The sequence below is a fragment of the Nostoc sp. DedQUE12b genome, from assembly GCF_034530835.1.
Classification (GTDB): Bacteria; Cyanobacteriota; Cyanobacteriia; order Cyanobacteriales; family Nostocaceae; genus Nostoc.
The window spans coordinates 23,713-40,655 of the sequence record NZ_JAVRCI010000045.1 but is presented as its reverse complement, the minus strand read 5'-3'; the positions used below and the strand labels follow the sequence as shown (position 1 = coordinate 40,655).

Genomic DNA, 16,943 nt, shown 5'->3' with positions numbered 1-16,943 from the left:
CTTAAATCATTCGTAAAAAGCTAGTAAATCACTTAATTATCGAAGCTATTTACTAGCTTCAAGTAAAGGCAATTGATAAATACCAGTCACCTGAAAAGCAGATGGCTGGTATTTTTTTGTGCTTTTTGAGTTAAAGAAAGAATAGGCTAACTAGGCTAACGCCTACAAGTATATGAAGAAAATAAATAAAGAGTTGTACTCCAATAGTCGTGGAGTGAAATAGACTTTAAATATTTTCTTTTGAACGCTTCGCGCTGAAGAAATAAAGAATAGGCTAACGCCTAGTAAGAATGAATATTAAAGAGTTGTACTCCAATAGTCGTGGAGTGGAATAGACTTTAAATATTTTTTTTTGAACGCTTCGCGCTGAGGGTAGGTGTAATTAGTTTGATTTGCAGAGTTAAAACTTTCAGGAGTTAATAATGAATTTAGTTGAAACTGTTGGACACGTTCGTATCGATATTCAAAGTCTTCATGATTGGTGTAATCATCAATTTAGTATGAAGTCAATGGCTTCTAGTCGGGTTGCTTTTGATCGAACTCACAAATGGTTTGGATATGAGGTAATACTATTGCCTAATGCGGTAATTAATCCAGGCAATTGGGATGCGAGGGTTAATCGGCTTGGCGATCGCATTCTTCCAGGATGGGATTGTGCCTTACTCTGCCATTATCGTCCAGGTGGTGGCATGATAGAACACCGTGACCACCCCGTTTTTGAACCTCTGGTAGCATTAGTTAATATTGGACGTGCTACTTTCCGCATTGATAATCAGGAATATCACCTTGAAGATGGTCAGGTTATCCAGTTTGATTCTAGTATTCTCCATGAACTACTTCCAGTTGTATCTGATCGCTGGTCTTTGTCCTTTCGCCGGATTAAGCCACAGTTTCTACAGTTCTAAACTTATGTAATCCTTTTCATGTAAGGATTATGGGGCTGTTATTATATCGCTGATGTCACTCTATATTTAAATCTTTGTAACTTGCGCTCCCATCGGAAATACAAACTTTCTCCATTCACCTCATCTGTCTCTTCACTTTCATTAATGAGGTCTTGGTTTTTCTCCTCTAATTCGCGCATATATTGCCTGAGTATACCCCCAACAGCGATCGCTCTACTTTTATGTAGCTGACGGGTTAACTCTAAAAACCATTCTCTATCACCCACCAAATCTGACTCCTTCACTTGATACTTGAGAATTTCTGGGATGAGTCGTGACGGGTTATGATGTTTAGCGATCGCGCTAGTATGAATAATTGGCTGGTAATCAATTCGTAAGCACTGCTGCCAGAACGCTACCCATTTGGCATGAGAAAGATAGCCATAACTGAAATACGAAGGCGGCACCATTGCCAAAATATGTAAATGCGGGTGTGCTGAGACTCCATCTCTACCTTTAGTTACTTCTATGGACTTCACCCAACCTTTCGCAGGCCATGCTTTCAATTCAGTGAATCGCTTAAAAGCTTTATTCATCGAATCCAAGTTTTCCCTGAGTTCCTCAATCTGGCAATTCCTTACAGTCAAAGTAACAAATAGCCAACGGTACTTGGGGTAATCAGTAACAACCTGTGGGAGAATTTTATAAGCTCTTGCTTTCCACATGAGCGATCGCCGCCACTGACAAACCGGACAGTGACGAACCCTACAGAATCGGGCATCTGATAGCTTTAACTTGAGAATACCTTCTGATTCGTCTGGCACTAATTGAAACTTCAGCAACTCAGAACACATTCTCACTCGCCAAGCATACTGCTGAAAGCAATGTTCGTCTGCTTTAGCGTAATAATGGAAAACTTTATCAGTATTAACTCTATGTTTGTCCCAGATTTTACCTATAGGCGAAACTTCGGATAAGCTTTGTACATTTTGATTTTGTTGGGACTTTAAGGCTTTAGCAAACACAGAATCACTGAGTCAGTTTGGTATTAACGTCTCAAATTAACGTAATTTATACGGAAAAACCTCAGTAAAAGTATTTAGGTAAATATGTAGGGCGATCGCTACTCTCAACTCTATGACTGGTAAACGTTTCTATCACATTGGCTTTGGGCAAGACGATTTAGGTTCATCGCCTCCCAGCATTGCTCTATTATCTGGCGATCCAGAGCGATCGCACCTAATTGCTCAAACTTATTTACAAGATGTACGCGTGTTGTCAGAAAATCGCGGACTCAATAGCTACGTAGGATACTTACCGAATGGTCGCAGCATCTTATCAGCTACTAGTGGTATGGGTGCGCCTTCATTAAGTATTGTTGTCAACGAGTTGATACAAATAGGAATTCGGCAAATTATTCGCATTGGAACTTGCGGTTCTATTCAATCTTATATACCAGTCGGTAGTGTTGTTATTAGCAGTGCAGCATTATGTCGCCAAGGTGCAGCGAATGACATTGCACCAGTGGAATATCCAGCCGCAGCCGATCCTTTTTTGACAGTCGCTTTAGTTAAAGCTGCACGAGAATTAAAGGTTGAACATTACATCGGAATTACGGCATCAGTTGATACTTTTTACGAAGGACAAGAACGCACTGATTCAGCAAATCCAAATTTAATGCGATCGCTGCATGGCATTACAGAAGAATATCGGCGCTTAAATATCTTGAATTACGAGATGGAATGCGGCACACTATTTAAAATGGCAGGAGTGTATAATTTTGCTGCTGCCGCTATTTGCGGTGTAGTTGCTTCGCGTAGTGATGGTGAAAATATCATCTTAGAACAAAGAGATGTTGCTGTAAAAAATGCGATCGCAACTGCTGTAAATGCAGCAGTAAACTTTGAGTAAGCTAACAAATTTCTCTTATCCAACTTCTTAGGATGTCAGATTGAAACTGCTCTAAGTAGTTTTATCATGTCTTTACCTAATCTTTAATTTATCAATCAGTAATTCTAGGTAAGATATATTGAGTAAGATGCGATTTCATATTTTTGAGATACATATTATAAAAAAATCAGGTAATTTAAAACTAAAAAAACCGTTGCAATACCTATTAAACACATATATTTAATTTTTTATATCAAAAAGCTGTGCTTTTAATACCATGTTTTACAGCCGCATGATGAGTTTAGCTATTAATAAGAATCAAAAAAATTGGAGAGCAGTATAACATGAAGAATGCTTGGAGGCGTTGGATTACCAGCGTTAATCTAGCTGCGCTCACACTAATGCCAACGCTGATATCTTTAGCATTCTCTCATCGGGCGACAGCAGACGATCCAGGAGCGTGTTACATGATAACTTCCTCTGGTAAAACCGTTGGATTGGGAAGAATTTGTGGCAATATCATAGCCGCACCTTCAAACAATAAAGTTTTTCGAGTCTCAATCAAACGCCGTTTTGGTGGAACTCCTGTGATTGATGTCACCTTCAACGATAAAAAAACCTTTGAAATGATTGTAGATACAGGTGCTAGTGGAACCATTATCACTCAAGATATGGCGAATACACTGCAACTACAGGCTACAGGTACAATGCAAGCCCAAATTGCTGATGGTAGTGAAGTAAAATTCTCAACCAGTAAGGTAAAATCTATTGCAGTAGGTGGAGTTACAGCCAATAATCTTCAAGTAGCGATCGCCCCAAAAGCAAGCATCGGGCTACTAGGTCACGATTTCTTTGGCAACTATGATATTAAAATTCTGGAAACAGAAGTTGAATTTCATCACCGCTAATGCTTGCAGCTTGTAACTTTTTGAGGTTTTTATATTAGAAATATCAAAAGGAATCTGAGCCAAGGTACTCAGCACTCCTGAAGCAGTGTAGAGCGTTATAGAATAGAAATAAACCTGACATACATTACGCTGATTCAGCATAATTGCCCATGACCACTTCTAAACGCCAATATCACATTACTACTTTCGGTTGTCAGATGAATAAAGCTGACTCAGAGCGCATGGCTGGCGTTTTGGAAGACATGGGCTTTGAGTGGTGTCCAGATCCGAATCATGCAGATGTGATTCTCTACAATACCTGCACCATTCGGGATAATGCTGAACAAAAGGTATATTCCTACCTTGGCAGACAAGCAAAGCGTAAACATGAGCAGCCTGATTTAACCCTCATTGTTGCTGGTTGTGTTGCCCAGCAAGAAGGAGAAGCGCTGTTGCGGCGAGTGCCAGAATTAGATTTGGTAATGGGGCCACAACACGCCAACCGTCTGAAAGACTTGTTGGAGTCAGTATTTGAGGGCAACCAAGTTGTCGCAACTGAGGCAGTTCACATTATTGAAGATATCACCCAGCCGCGACGAGATAGTACAGTCACCGCTTGGGTAAACGTAATTTACGGCTGTAACGAACGCTGCACCTATTGCGTAGTTCCCAATGTGCGCGGTGTCGAACAATCTCGCACGCCGTCAGCTATCCGGGCTGAAATGGAAGAATTAGGACGGCAAGGTTACAAAGAAATTACTCTACTCGGTCAAAATATTGATGCTTACGGCAGAGATTTACCTGGAGTGACACCAGAAGGTCGGCATCTGCACAATTTTACAGATTTGCTTTATTACGTGCATGATGTGCCGGGGATTGAAAGATTAAGATTTGCTACTAGTCACCCCCGTTATTTTACCGAGAGATTAATTCAAGCTTGTGCTGAGTTACCCAAAGTGTGCGAACATTTCCACATTCCCTTTCAATCTGGGGATAACGAACTTTTAAAGGCGATGGCGCGGGGTTATACCCATGAAAAATATCGCCGGATTATTGATACCATTCGGCGGTATATGCCAGATGCTTCTATTAGTGCCGATGTAATTGTCGGTTTTCCTGGGGAAACAGAAGCACAGTTTGAAAATACTCTGAAACTGGTGGAAGATATTGGCTTTGATATGTTGAACACAGCAGCATATTCGCCGCGTCCAGGGACACCAGCCGCTTTGTGGGACAATCAACTGAGTGAAGAAATTAAAAGCGATCGCCTGCAACGGCTCAATCATCTGGGAAACTTGAAAGTAGCAGAGCGATCGCAACGTTACTTTGGACGCATTGAAGAAGTTTTAGTAGAAGACCAAAATCCTAAAGATCCAACCCAGGTAATGGGACGCACTGGCGGTAATCGTTTGACCTTTTTTAGCGGTGACATCAAAGAACTCAAAGGGCAGTTAGTGAAGGTAAAAATTACCGAAGTTCGTCCTTTTAGTTTGACGGGTGAACCAATTGAAGTGAGGCAAACTGTTTTGCACTAAGAACCATTTGAAGATTATACCCCTAACTTATCATGAAGTTACCGCAAACAATTCCAGTTCTTCTTTTTGGGGCTAGCTTGGCTGTAATTTCCCCTGAAGTTTGTGCTGCTTTAACTGTTCAAGAAATAGCTATTCTTGCTCAAGCATCAAGCGATTTGCCAATGGTCAAATCGGCTGGACTGTCCCCCGAAATGGATGTGCCTTGGTCGAAAGCCGTAAGAATTGTTGACCCCTTCGAAGGGGAGTTTGTTGGAGTTTTCGATCGCAATTCTTTAGGTGGCTATTTGTACCGTGAGGGTTCAAAGCAAGTTATTAGTTTGTGGACTCCTTCGAGCATTCGAGTACTCGTAACAGTAAATTCGGGTCAAGCAAGGTCTTCTTTCTACACCGCAGGTCGTGTGTATCCCAGACCTGACTATCTTAGATTTGTCACGACCAAAAAAGTCGATAAACTTTTGCTCAAGGTCAGAGAAAAAGTTTTTCAATTAGATGGTTCCAATGGCACATTTGCTATCAGTAAAGAATTAGCCACTGCTTTGAAAAATGCTTCAGATGAGAACTTAAATATCAGACTAGTCTTAGAAGGAGGTCAAACTGTTGATAGCGAAATTGGTAAAGGGACGGTAAAAGCTTGGCGAATTATTTATTAAACGATTGCATTTTTAAGTATTTACACAAGTTGGCATTGAAAGTAGAAAATTTACCAAAATAAATCGGCAAATTATCAAATAAGTAATCTCAGTTAATATTTACTAGAATATGCTGGAGGTAAAAGCGATCTTGCTATCAATAAAGCTGATAATCTTAAAGGTATTAGAACGCGATCGCATTAGTTAGGCTATATATCAGCAGGCAATCCTAATAGTGCAGACAGAGGAATATTTGACGCAATCAAATTATTTCAATCAACTATTGCTGGTCGCAGTACTATTAATGGTTAAAAAATTTATAGTTTCTGTCCTGCATAAATCGAGCGCACTTCGCCATTACGTCGGATGACTGCTTCGCCATTACTGACATCTACTAGTGTCCAACCGCTGGAGCCGATACTTTCACCCATATTGATGCGGCGAGTCACACCATCAATTTTAAACAAAGCGGCAGATTTGTTGCCCAACTCTAGCAATCCCTCTAAGGTATTACTTGGAGCTACTGCGATCGCAGTTGCCGGATATACTTGTTCCTGGGTAATAGTTGGTTCTGACTCTGGTGCGAGTGCAGCACGCAATGGAACTACTGGTAATGCAGGCAGAGGTTTGGGTGTTTGCCGCACGGTAATGGGTGCAGTTTTTGCTGCCATCGGTTTGAGTTCGGCTCGTACAGCCGCAGCTAACATATTGACAGTTACAGGCTTGGCAGCTTGTTGCACTGTATTCAGGGCAGTTTTGACAACATTAGGTTGAGATACCCGTAACGCACTGGCAACTTGTGGTAAAAGTGTGGGAGTCCCCGGAATGGCTGGAAGGGCGTAGCGCATTGGTGACGGCGCTTGATAAACGGGGACGTAGATGCGCTCAACAACGCTTCCAGAACGGTTGGGGGCTGGTGGTGTATTATTAGCTAAAAGTGGAAGTGCTGGTAGATTACCAGTTCTTTGCTCACGACCAAGGGCTATTTGGTTAGTATTTGCCTGACTGGAGAATCCTGGATTGAAAGATTTTTGATTGCTCTTTGCTCCTTGCTTATCTATAACAGCCAGCGATTGGAGCATATAGTCAACTAATTCTGCCTCTATTTCCGTTTTTACGGGCAACCGTGACTGCGATTGCGGCAATAGAAGCGCTGACTCAGGCAATTTGTTATTTAAAAGATATACGACTCCAGACTGCACCAAGTAGATCGTGCTAGCGATCGCCACGCCTAAAGTTGTTCCTACAATCAGCAGTTTGCCCAAAACCGAACTAGTTTTTTGACGCTTTCTACTAACTGATTTAACAGTAGAGGTGTCAAATACAACGGTACTCAATTGCTTGTGGTTATTTTGAGCAACTGACTGTACTCCTTGGTTCAGGGTGTTTGGTAAGATAATCTGTGGTATCGTAACTGTTTGCAGAGGCACGTATTCTGGAGGCGATTGGCGTTGAGCTTGGGCGGAAACTCCAGCAACAGAGTGGCTCGACTTGTTCTGACTACTGTGTTTAACAGTTTGAGAAGGTAGATTACCACTAGCATCCAGAATGTAGTCGATATCGGCAAAGAGTTCATCCATTAGGCCATCAGCATAGTTTTCTATCGACCAAGGCTCGTTGGTGATTAAGTCTTCTGATGGTTCTGGTACTATGAGACGGGTGCTGGCTTCTTGTAACATAGACGTTCTGGGTTGTTGCTTGGACGAGGAAACGCCACCCCTACTGGCTTGAAAGTGCTGAGTGCTGAGTGCTGAGTGCTGAGTAAAAATACCAGTTCCCAGTTTACAGTCCCCAGTCCCTCTTTCATACTTGGTGGTGAAACTTATTTCATTGAGACTGCCTGGAAATTAGGATTATCAGAGGAGGCAGCAAGTAGAGGCAGTTCTTACTAAAAGAAATAAGTATGAATAAAAACTTTAGCCTTGAGTGATTACCCTGATTCAAAAGAAGAATTGTATTGAGATGTGCAGGCAAGATACAAAGAGTGGAGCCGCTTTGCCTCCGGTCTTGCTCCAATCCTATGCAGTTGTGCTGCGTGGGTTACTCCTGCCTCCTGCCTCCTGAATAATGAAACATCCAATCCCCTATCTTATTGAGATAAGTTGATTGAGTGTTGGTATTAAACTCAACTTCCATCTGGGGATTGTTGATGATGCCAGTACTAATAGTTATGTCATCTATCATACCAATCTCTCTCCCTACTACTATACTCAGTCTTTATCAAGCTTGTGTTAAGCTAACGCTGGAAACTCTGACTGGCTCTTGGTTCTACGCAATTCTAGATATAATAATAAGGCGTTAATATCGGCTGGGTTTACACCACCTATACGTGCAGCTTGACCAAGGGTGAGTGGTTTTATGTGAGTCAGCTTTTCCCGTGCCTCTTTAGAAAGAGTATCAATTGTTGTGTAGTCTAAATCCCCAGGTAACTGGCGGTGAGCTTGGCGGGCAATTTGGTCAATTTGATTTTGTTGCCTAGCGAGATAGCCAGAATACTTGATGTCAATTTCTGCACCTTCTTTCTCGGCCCGGTTGAGGTTGGGGTTTCCCAGTCCGAACCTGTCGAGGTCAACGTAATGTAATCCTGGACGCCGCAACAAGTCGTTGAGGGTAATCGAACCTTTAATTGCTTGTTGGGTATCAGATGCGATCGCTATTCCAATTTCATCATGTTCTTTAACTCGTGTGGCTTGCAATCTTTGTTTTTCTGTGGTGATATTACCCTGTTTTTGAGTAAACATATCCCAGCGGCGATCGTCAATTAAACCAATCTCCCTTCCCAAGGGTGTCAGACGTTGGTCGGCATTGTCAGAACGCAATAGCAATCGGTACTCTGACCTGCTGGTGAGCATCCGGTAAGGTTCTCGTAGGTCTTTTGTACACAGGTCATCAACTAGCGTCCCAATATAACTTTGCTCGCGGGCAAAGACAATCATTTCTTGAGAGCGAACAAATCGAGCGGCGTTAATTCCTGCCACCAGCCCTTGAGCAGCAGCTTCTTCATAACCTGTGGTGCCGTTAATCTGCCCAGCACAAAACAGTCCGGCAATCTTTTTGGTCATCAGTGTGGGGTAACACTGAGTTGCTGGTAAGTAGTCATATTCCACTGCATAAGCGGGACGCAGCATCACACATTTTTCCAAACCAGGGAGAGTCCGCAACATTTGCAACTGCAAATTTTCTGGCAACCCTGTAGAAAATCCTTGGATATACAGTTCGGGTATATCTCTTCCTTCCGGTTCAATAAAGATTTGGTGGCTTTCTTTATCGGCAAAGCGGACAATCTTATCTTCAATACTGGGACAATAACGCGGCCCTTTCGCTTCCACCCAACCGCCATAAACTGGCGACAGGTGCAAATTATCCTGAATTAAACGATGGGTTTCGGCGGTTGTGCGGGTGATGTAGCAAGGCATCTGTTCCCGTTCTACCCACACATGTGGGTCAAAGCTAAACCAGCGCACATCTTCATCTCCTGGCTGGATGAGCATTTTACCATAATCTACCGATCGCTTATCTACCCGTGCTGGAGTTCCAGTTTTAAGTCTGCCGGTTTCAAATCCCAAGCGATTTAGGGTTTGTGTCAATCCTTCAGCCGCAAATTCCCCAGCCCGTCCGGCTGGCATTGATTTGTTACCAACCCAAATTTTGCCTCCCAGGAAGGTGCCAGTTGTTAAGATGACTGCTTTACATTGGAACCCTACACCAAAATAAGTTTCAACACCAATGACTTCATCATTAGCGCCCAACACCAAATCTGTTGCCATACTTTCACGGATTGTCAAGTTTTCTTGGTTCTCAACAATATTTTTCATCACCGCTGCATATTCGCGCTTATCAGTCTGGGCGCGTAATGCCCAAACAGCAGGCCCCCGTGAAGAGTTGAGGATACGTTTTTGTAAGTAGGTGCGGTCTGCTACTTTACCAATTTCCCCGCCGAGTGCGTCTACCTCATGGGTCAATTGGGATTTCGCCGGACCACCCACTGCTGGGTTACAAGGTTGCCAAGCGATTTTATCCAAATTGAGCGTCAATAACAGGGTACGACAACCGAGGCGTGCAGAGGCAAGAGCTGCTTCGCAACCGGAGTGACCTGCACCGACGACTATGACATCAAAAGCGTCTTGGAATTCAACGGAATTGTGCATGGTCATACTTACAGGATCGGCAAGCTTAGAGTTCTTTATCAATTTTAGCTGTTCCAGTGGTTTCATGGATGTAACTTTCTGATAAAAAAGTTATCAAACTTACTAGTACTTAATTCAAGCCAAGGTTCTATTTTTTTAAATTTATTAGTAATTGAAAATATTATTTTTCAATTTGTGACAACATTCCGGTTTGTCAATTGCAGCTATTGTTCATATCGTTAGTCAACACAAATGAATTTATAGCTGGGATATAGTAGATATTTTCTTTAACTTGGATGAAACTATAGCTCAACGCTGATAGATAATCTGTAATTTTAATTTATCAATAATAAAAGTTTTTCAAAAATTTATTAATTTTATAATCACCAAGCAATTAGTTAAAAATGAAACTCACCCTCAGAAATCAAAAAAACATTACTAGGTTTATTAGAAAGACAAGTTTCATCACTATAGTGATATTGATGATTTTCGTATTAGTAGCTAGCAATGAGATTACCCACCACAAAGTTGCTATAACTGCTCAACCATTACAAGAATGCTTGATTAATAATTCATTACCTTGTATAAATACCTATAAAAATACAACATCAGAACCATTTATTCCCGATCCTAAATTAAATCCTCAACAGCGCTTTTTATCTGCGATCGCTAGAAAATTATCTACAATTCCCCAGCCTGGTACTTATGAATATACTTTGCTGCGAAGCTATGGTGCAGTATTCGTAAATCCAGATATTGGGATTAAATTGCCACAAAAAAATATCTTTGTTAATGAACAAGAAACCAAAGAGTTTCAAGCTACTTTAACAATGGGTCATGTTAATGGTACTAACGACTGTTATTTACAAAAATCGGCGGCTGATGCTTTAAATAAAGCGCGAGTCCAGCAACAAATTCCGCTAAAATCTGGTTATGGTTCTGGTGATTGTACTCGCACTTTCAACACGAATTTAAGATTTTGGCACAAGTATGCTAACGATCGAGTTTTAGCAAATGTTCAACAAGGTAAAGAAACAAAAATTCTCGGTTTAGTTGCACCCCCCGGAACTTCACAACATCTCTGGGGATTAGCCATTGATTTACGCATAGGTAGTAAAGAGCAGAGAAAAGCTCTTAATCAAAATGGTTGGTTTCAAACTGTAGAAAACGATGTTCCACATTGGACTTATGTGGGTTTATCTGAAGAAAACTTACCTCTGTTTGGTTTTAAAAAACAAGCTCTTAGAGGCATTACTTATTGGATTACGCCGCTTTAATTGTTAAATAGCTTGAAAACTTGGGAATACTAAACTTAAATGTGTATTGTCAGGGATTTAGCTATGCAAAATAAAGCTGCTAACCAGGAGGAAGACTTCTTGATTAATTTATTAAGAACGACTTATCAAAATCAGGAAGTATATCCAATTCTGCAACATAACTTAAGTAAACTCAACGAGAATTTAGCTTTAAAGTTGCGAAAATGGGTAAGCGATCGCTTTGCCAAAGAACCTACCATTGCTATTAATTTAGCTAGAGTTATTATTAAACTGAGTACTATTATTCAAGAGTTTGAACAAGGGAACATTGCTAGTAATTTAGAAATTGCAATCGCAGGTTATGAAACAGTTTTGCAAGTCTGTACCCGTCAGGCTTTCCCCCAAGAATCGGATGTCGTCCAGAAAGCTTTGGTAATAGCTTATCAGCAACGCCAGCAAATTCTTTCCAAAACCATTGGGGAACTTCGGGAACAGACTATCCAAAACCAGACTCAAATCAATATATTAACTGAGCAATTACAAGAAGAGTTACAACAAGCAAAGCTGCAAGTCAATGACTTAAAAACAACAATTACAGAGTTAAAACAGAAAGAAGGTAATTCCGAATCAAGGATAGAGATAATATCTTTAATAGCTGAGTTGAAAGACTTAAAGGAACGTCAGATTCGTGTAGAGCAGTTTCCTACTACAGCTAACATTTCACCTAAAACTGGGCAGTTCAATACAGCTATTTTTTATGATATTGAAAACTTAACAATGGGTAGAAACAACCCTAACTTGAATTTTTCTCTAAAAGAAATTCAAATAAATCTGGAAAACACTACCCTAGTTAATAAAATAGCTATCCAATGCGCTTATGCTGACTGGAGTGATTCTCGATTAAGACCACTCAAGAATGAGATTCAAGAACTTGGCATCGAAGCAATTCAAATTTTTGATTATAGTCACAAACGGAATGCAGCAGATATGCAACTAGCCATTGATATTATGGAATTAGCCCAAAGTCGTCCTATGCTGCAAGTTTTTGTTATTGTATCAGGTGATGGTGCATTTGCCGCTTTAGCTAAAAAGCTTCATGAATATGGGAAGGCTGTAATTGGATGCGCTTATGAAGGACAAATTAATCGTATTCTCAAGTCTGTTTGCGATTGCTTTATACCTATACCTACTCCCCAGGTAACAATAGAGGATATTTCCATTAATGAAGTAACTAGCGAAAGTTTATTAAATGATGATATTTTAATAGTAACTAATAAAGTTTTGCAAGATTTAAAGCAAAATATCGAGCAATTAAGTCAGCTTAAAGAAGGTGGTATTTATGTAAATCAGATTTACCATATATTGAAAGATAATATTCCAAACTTTGACCAAAAAAGAAAACAACATGGTTACAAGTTGGCAAAATTTTTAAAGAAAGTCATTGAAGGAACAGATATTTGTCTATCGAGTGATAACAATAAATTAATTTTGAGAGAAACGTTAACTTTAGGCTCTAATGGCTCATCGAATAGAACTTTAAATGGTGGTAGCCCTTATCTAAGGACTAGAGTGCTTACTACAAACTCCGTTACCCAATTCTGAATTATGGCGACTGACGTATGTATTCTTTTTTTATAAATTTCAAAATAAAAATTTAGTTAGTCTTGACAAAAAGTACAGGTAGTTTGGCAAATAAAACTTTTTTTATCTTTAGCTCCGTTCTTCAACTCTTATAAAAACTACTTTTACAAGAGTTGAAGAAAGAGTATCCTACCAACGACTGTTATTCATTAACAATCGTAAAGCCTTCATAATCAATAGCTCCACTTGCAGCACTTGGTAAATTAACGTTACCAACTAAGGTGGCGGTTGCAAAGCCAGCCCCATTAGTACCCGTGGCACTGCCTAAACCTAGACCTGATGCAGCAAGTTCATCTTGGTAGCCTGTGATTTGATAGACGGCACCAGTTTCCAGGAAAGCGAACAATCCTTGAGATCCGCTGTTAGTAAACGCCAATCCAGAATCTGCGTTAACACTCAGAGCTTGCCCTGATGAATTTCTCACAGTAATCGGCGCAGATAGCTCACCAGTGAGCAAATCAACTTTGTAAAGCTGCGCTCCATCTCCATCAGCAGTGCTGAAATCACTAGCAAGAGCGCGAGTTCTACCAGGATTGAGATTGTCGATAGCTAATCCATCGGCAAATTTTCCAGGGTTGGTAGCTTGAGTTCCTTGTCTTTGTGCAGCAGTAGTAGCTGGCCCAAAGCCGTCTACAAGGCTAATAGTTCCAGGATTAGCTGTAGTAACTTTATAAAGAGAGCTACCTCCATTACTGCTGCTATTATTTCCTGAAATGTTGTACAGAACAATTGGCTGACCAGCTACTGAATAGTCACGTCCAAAGTCAGCACCTGAGTCAAACCCAAAACGACGTAGGTCAGATGGTGTAGGTGTAGGTGAGGCACTAGCTGGAGCAAAAGGCTGATCTACATTATTTACCCGAATAACAGAACCAGCTGTTGTAGAACCAGAGGCACGTGCTTCGTTAATTGCACTTGCCCTTCCGGTAGTGGGGTTAGTTCCCAAACCTTCTAGGTCTGCGTTCGGAATATTCCCAGCATTGATTTCGCCTACTTTTTGGGGAGTAGCATTGAAGGAGCTTATGGGAAAGCGGTAAACTGCGAATTGTTCTCCACCTTGGTTAGGGTTGATATCCGCATCTCCAATCGTATAGCCGTAAAGAGCCATGAGAATTTTATCCTTATTCAAACTGTAAAACTTTTGGGAACACTCCAAATATGCAAATTGCTATCTGACTAAAAGCTTGTACGACACAAACAAAGCTAACTTTGCTAGGGTGAGATTTAAGATTAGTTTGCGTTATCTTACTTTGCTTATATAGCCGAGAAGTTTGCAAAACTGAAATACTACTAAACTTTTGACTGTAAACAGGCTAGGAAAACTTAACTCAAGATTCTTGGAATTACTATTTGCTCAAGTTGTGAAATTAGGATATGTGAGAACTTGATGTCGAATGTAGAAATCTCAAAACTACATTTAGCTACACTTTCACACATTTTTTTGGAAGCCATTATTTCAAAACTTGATTACAATGAATCGAGAGTTAAGTATCTTTCATTTGCCCGTTAAAAGTCAAAAAATCAGTTTGTAATCTGTGTTTGGAGTTATCTTAGCAAGAGTATATTTGAATAATGTTAAGAATATTTCTCCTAATCATTAAGGTTGAATAGCATCTTGGTTAAGATTTAGTTTTTGCTAAGTTTTTTCACTGTATTATATAGTATTTATATTCTTTCAAAAAAGGAAAATAATTAACTACCTTAATCTGGAACTGCTACCGACCTATGAGGTAGCATAGAATAATTGCTTTAATAGCTATTAAACAATTTTTGTTCGCAGGCGATCGCTTTTAAAAGCCTCATTGTAAAATACCTAAAGCGAAAATAATTAAATAAGAGTTTAAGAGCAAAAAAGTTTCATATTTTAACTTTTCCATTTGACCCGATATTCCATAAAATTAATATTTTTTTGAGAAGGACTAAATCAGAGTTTCGCTCAAGCGTAAATGCACAGCATAAAGCCGGAGACACTTCCGTGACTCCGGGCTTTTCTTCATATATTGCAACCTATATGCAATAAAATCGCTCCTCTAGTTTTAGCAAAATATTAATTAGAAACTGGATTTATTATTACTTCACTTCGCTGTGTTCAAATTTAGTTACCTTACCTTTCTTAATGGCAACAATCACATCGTAATGCGAACAATAAGCGAATGTGAAACAACTCTCAAGGAAAAATTGGGCTAGTCTAACAGCAGTAGCTATTTTATCAGGAGCGTTAGCCCCTGGCTTAATTTTCCAGGCACTGGCACTCACAGGGGTGAACAATGTCATCTTGGTGGGACGCTTGGAACCGCCTCTAACTTTGGCTCTATCAGTCTGGTATTGAGAAAACGGGTAAATATTTGGGAATTTTTTGGTGCGATCGCAGCTTTTGTTGGCGTTATCCTAACTATTATCCTTCAACCTCCAACAGAAACCATGATGAATATGGGAGGTTTCGGTTTAGGCATAGGGGAATTTTTGGCCGTCATAGTCTAAGAATTACGATTTACGAATTCCGCCTTGCAGTAGTAGTATGTCAAAATAAAAATACTCGATACAACAAGGTGAGCGATCGCTCCCAAAGCTAGATTAAAGGATTGACCTGAGCAATGGCAGACCCAACCAATCACAATCAAGCGGGAGAAGTAGCTCCCAGCACTGTCGACAAGCAAGCTCCCAGTGTGGCTGAAGAACACGCTCCTAGTACAGACTCACCCGAAGCCACAGATATTCCTACTGCCAACGCGCCAGATCCTAAAGCCGCAAACCCCGAAGATAATCCCAATGCTGCTAAACCAGCTGCTGCATCACCCAAGGGAGAAAAACCCGCCGCAGCTAAAGCCGCCAAAAAGGAAAAAGCCCCATCTGTTGAAGACAAGCCATTCGTAGAGTTCATTGAGCAAGACTACTTGCCAGCTTTACAAAAAGCGATCGCTCAAAAAGGTGTGCAAGATTTAGAGGTGTCTTTTGCCAAGCAGAAGATGCCAATCACTGGCTTTGAATCCGCTGAAGAATGCTGGCAAATTACCGGCAGTTGGTCAGAAATTGGTAAGCGACAGTTTAACTTGTATTTCCCCGATGAAGATATTCAAGGAAAAAAGGGATTTTCTTGTAATGAAGGCAAAAAACCTAGTACTCTTGAGTCATTCTTAATCGATGAGCGCAAAATTACCCTCGATTTGTTGGTATATGGCTTAGTTCAGCGCTTGGACGGTCAAAAGTGGTTAGGTAGAAATTAGTCATTGGTCATTGGTCATTGGTTTTTAACAAATGACAAATGACAAATGACAAAGGACAAATGACTAATAATTAAAGCTCGTGGAAATGGTAGGTAACGGCTCCAGTATTGGGGTCGTTATCAATTTTTACATAACCTGATTTGTACATCTCTTTGAGAGTAGCTTCCACTTCAGCAAAGCTAGCTCCCGTGAACTTTACGCCTTGAGTGACAGTTAAAACACCACCCTTGCTTTCCGCCGCTTCAATCAGTTTCACCATGAGTTGGTTGCCTGTTGGACGATGGACTTGAGAAGTAACCACTGCTTGATTCAACGGCACACCAAAGGGAGATACACCCGCTTTTAATCTCAAGTTGTGTTCGTATTCGTCAACTATGTTGGGGATAAAGAACAAATCCACAAACTGCCCTATACCAAACACACCACCAGTCAACAGCCATAACAAACCAGTTCCGATCTTGCCATTATAGAAACGCTGCAATCCTCCTACCCCGATAAATCCGACTGCACACAAGATATAAGAGACAAGAAGTCGGTCTTTATGCTGCTGATTGTTTTCAAGATTCATCTTGTTTTCAACCTTTTGGATTTACTTTTGTTGTTTAAGATGGTTTTTTCGGACTGTTTTTTATACTAAGTGCTAATAGCTAGACTCACATCTTGCACCAGTTGCTTTCTAACAATTTTTGTAATAGACACTGCTGTTCTGATTTGAAGTTGTGGGCATTGTCTAATCTATAATTATTGAGAAAGATGCAAAAAATAACTAAAGTACTTAGATTTTTCAGTAATTATGCTACTCATGGATTGTTAGTTTTAAGCTGCCCAACGTATTAATAGAACCCCATGAATTTATTGTAGTAACAACCA

The 16,943-nt window shown here is 40.4% G+C and carries 15 protein-coding genes and 1 pseudogene; 9 read left to right on the top strand and 7 right to left on the bottom strand.

Annotated features, from left to right (window positions below):
* The first annotated feature begins 422 nt into the window (after positions 1 to 422).
* Positions 423 to 905 carry a hypothetical protein gene (locus RMY16_RS20870; protein ID WP_322738007.1) on the top strand — a complete coding sequence of 161 codons (483 nt, stop codon included), beginning with the start codon at positions 423 to 425 and terminating at the stop codon, positions 903 to 905.
* A gap of 41 nt (positions 906 to 946) precedes the next feature.
* Here RMY16_RS20870 and RMY16_RS20865 read toward each other — a convergent pair whose 3' ends face one another.
* On the bottom strand, positions 947 to 1,909 hold the full coding sequence (locus tag RMY16_RS20865) for a protein rep (protein WP_322738006.1): 963 nt from the start codon (positions 1,907 to 1,909) through the stop codon (positions 947 to 949).
* Positions 1,910 to 2,021: 112 nt separating this feature from the next.
* Between RMY16_RS20865 and RMY16_RS20860 the strand changes: the two genes are divergently transcribed.
* The 4 genes from RMY16_RS20860 (at position 2,022) to RMY16_RS20845 (ending at position 5,846) form a co-directional block, all read left to right on the top strand.
* Positions 2,022 to 2,795 carry a nucleoside phosphorylase gene (locus RMY16_RS20860; RefSeq protein ID WP_322738005.1) on the top strand — a complete coding sequence of 258 codons (774 nt, stop codon included), beginning with the start codon at positions 2,022 to 2,024 and terminating at the stop codon, positions 2,793 to 2,795.
* A 323-nt stretch (positions 2,796 to 3,118) separates the two neighbouring features.
* Positions 3,119 to 3,682, top strand: coding sequence for a retropepsin-like aspartic protease (locus RMY16_RS20855; protein ID WP_322738004.1), 564 nt, complete (start codon positions 3,119 to 3,121; stop codon positions 3,680 to 3,682).
* Between the two features lie 149 nt (positions 3,683 to 3,831).
* Positions 3,832 to 5,196, top strand: coding sequence for a tRNA (N6-isopentenyl adenosine(37)-C2)-methylthiotransferase MiaB (miaB, locus tag RMY16_RS20850; RefSeq protein WP_322667261.1), 1,365 nt, complete (start codon positions 3,832 to 3,834; stop codon positions 5,194 to 5,196).
* Between the two features lie 32 nt (positions 5,197 to 5,228).
* The gene (locus RMY16_RS20845; RefSeq protein ID WP_322738003.1) at positions 5,229 to 5,846 is read left to right on the top strand and encodes a hypothetical protein; all 618 of its coding nucleotides are present in this window, start codon (positions 5,229 to 5,231) and stop codon (positions 5,844 to 5,846) included.
* 296 nt (positions 5,847 to 6,142) lie between these two features.
* On the opposite strand, the gene RMY16_RS20840 is transcribed toward RMY16_RS20845, so the two are convergent.
* The 4 genes from RMY16_RS20840 to mnmG form a co-directional block, all read right to left on the bottom strand.
* Entirely contained in the window at positions 6,143 to 7,504 is a 1,362-nt protein-coding gene (locus RMY16_RS20840) for a hypothetical protein (protein ID WP_322738002.1), read from the bottom strand.
* Complete coding sequence (locus RMY16_RS20835; RefSeq protein WP_322667255.1) at positions 7,474 to 7,632, bottom strand: hypothetical protein; 159 nt, start codon at positions 7,630 to 7,632, stop codon at positions 7,474 to 7,476. Before RMY16_RS20835 ends, RMY16_RS20840 begins: the two co-directional genes overlap by 31 nt.
* Before the next feature lie 233 nt (positions 7,633 to 7,865).
* Positions 7,866 to 8,009: a hypothetical protein gene (locus RMY16_RS20830; RefSeq protein WP_322667253.1), complete on the bottom strand. Its 144-nt coding sequence runs from the start codon at positions 8,007 to 8,009 to the stop codon at positions 7,866 to 7,868.
* A 47-nt stretch (positions 8,010 to 8,056) separates the two neighbouring features.
* Positions 8,057 to 9,979 carry a tRNA uridine-5-carboxymethylaminomethyl(34) synthesis enzyme MnmG gene (gene mnmG / locus RMY16_RS20825; RefSeq protein ID WP_322738020.1) on the bottom strand — a complete coding sequence of 641 codons (1,923 nt, stop codon included), beginning with the start codon at positions 9,977 to 9,979 and terminating at the stop codon, positions 8,057 to 8,059.
* 377 nt (positions 9,980 to 10,356) lie between these two features.
* Here mnmG and RMY16_RS20820 point away from each other — a divergent pair, with 377 nt between their 5' ends.
* On the top strand, positions 10,357 to 11,229 hold the full coding sequence (locus RMY16_RS20820; RefSeq protein ID WP_322738001.1) for a D-alanyl-D-alanine carboxypeptidase family protein: 873 nt from the start codon (positions 10,357 to 10,359) through the stop codon (positions 11,227 to 11,229).
* A gap of 99 nt (positions 11,230 to 11,328) precedes the next feature.
* Positions 11,329 to 12,810, top strand: coding sequence for an NYN domain-containing protein (locus tag RMY16_RS20815; RefSeq protein WP_322738000.1), 1,482 nt, complete (start codon positions 11,329 to 11,331; stop codon positions 12,808 to 12,810).
* Positions 12,811 to 12,991: 181 nt separating this feature from the next.
* On the opposite strand, the gene RMY16_RS20810 is transcribed toward RMY16_RS20815, so the two are convergent.
* The gene (locus tag RMY16_RS20810) at positions 12,992 to 13,957 is read right to left on the bottom strand and encodes a hypothetical protein (protein WP_322737999.1); all 966 of its coding nucleotides are present in this window, start codon (positions 13,955 to 13,957) and stop codon (positions 12,992 to 12,994) included.
* A gap of 1,041 nt (positions 13,958 to 14,998) precedes the next feature.
* Here RMY16_RS20810 and RMY16_RS20805 point away from each other — a divergent pair.
* Together RMY16_RS20805 and RMY16_RS20800 are read left to right on the top strand one after the other, a co-directional pair.
* Positions 14,999 to 15,324: pseudogene (locus RMY16_RS20805) on the top strand (EamA family transporter); the annotation flags it as partial.
* Positions 15,325 to 15,443: 119 nt separating this feature from the next.
* Positions 15,444 to 16,073 (top strand): DUF2996 domain-containing protein, encoded by a 630-nt coding sequence (locus tag RMY16_RS20800; RefSeq protein ID WP_322667247.1) that lies wholly within the window; start codon positions 15,444 to 15,446, stop codon positions 16,071 to 16,073.
* Positions 16,074 to 16,143: 70 nt separating this feature from the next.
* On the opposite strand, the gene RMY16_RS20795 is transcribed toward RMY16_RS20800, so the two are convergent.
* Positions 16,144 to 16,641 (bottom strand): TM2 domain-containing protein, encoded by a 498-nt coding sequence (locus RMY16_RS20795; protein ID WP_322737998.1) that lies wholly within the window; start codon positions 16,639 to 16,641, stop codon positions 16,144 to 16,146.
* Positions 16,642 to 16,943 lie beyond the last annotated feature (302 nt).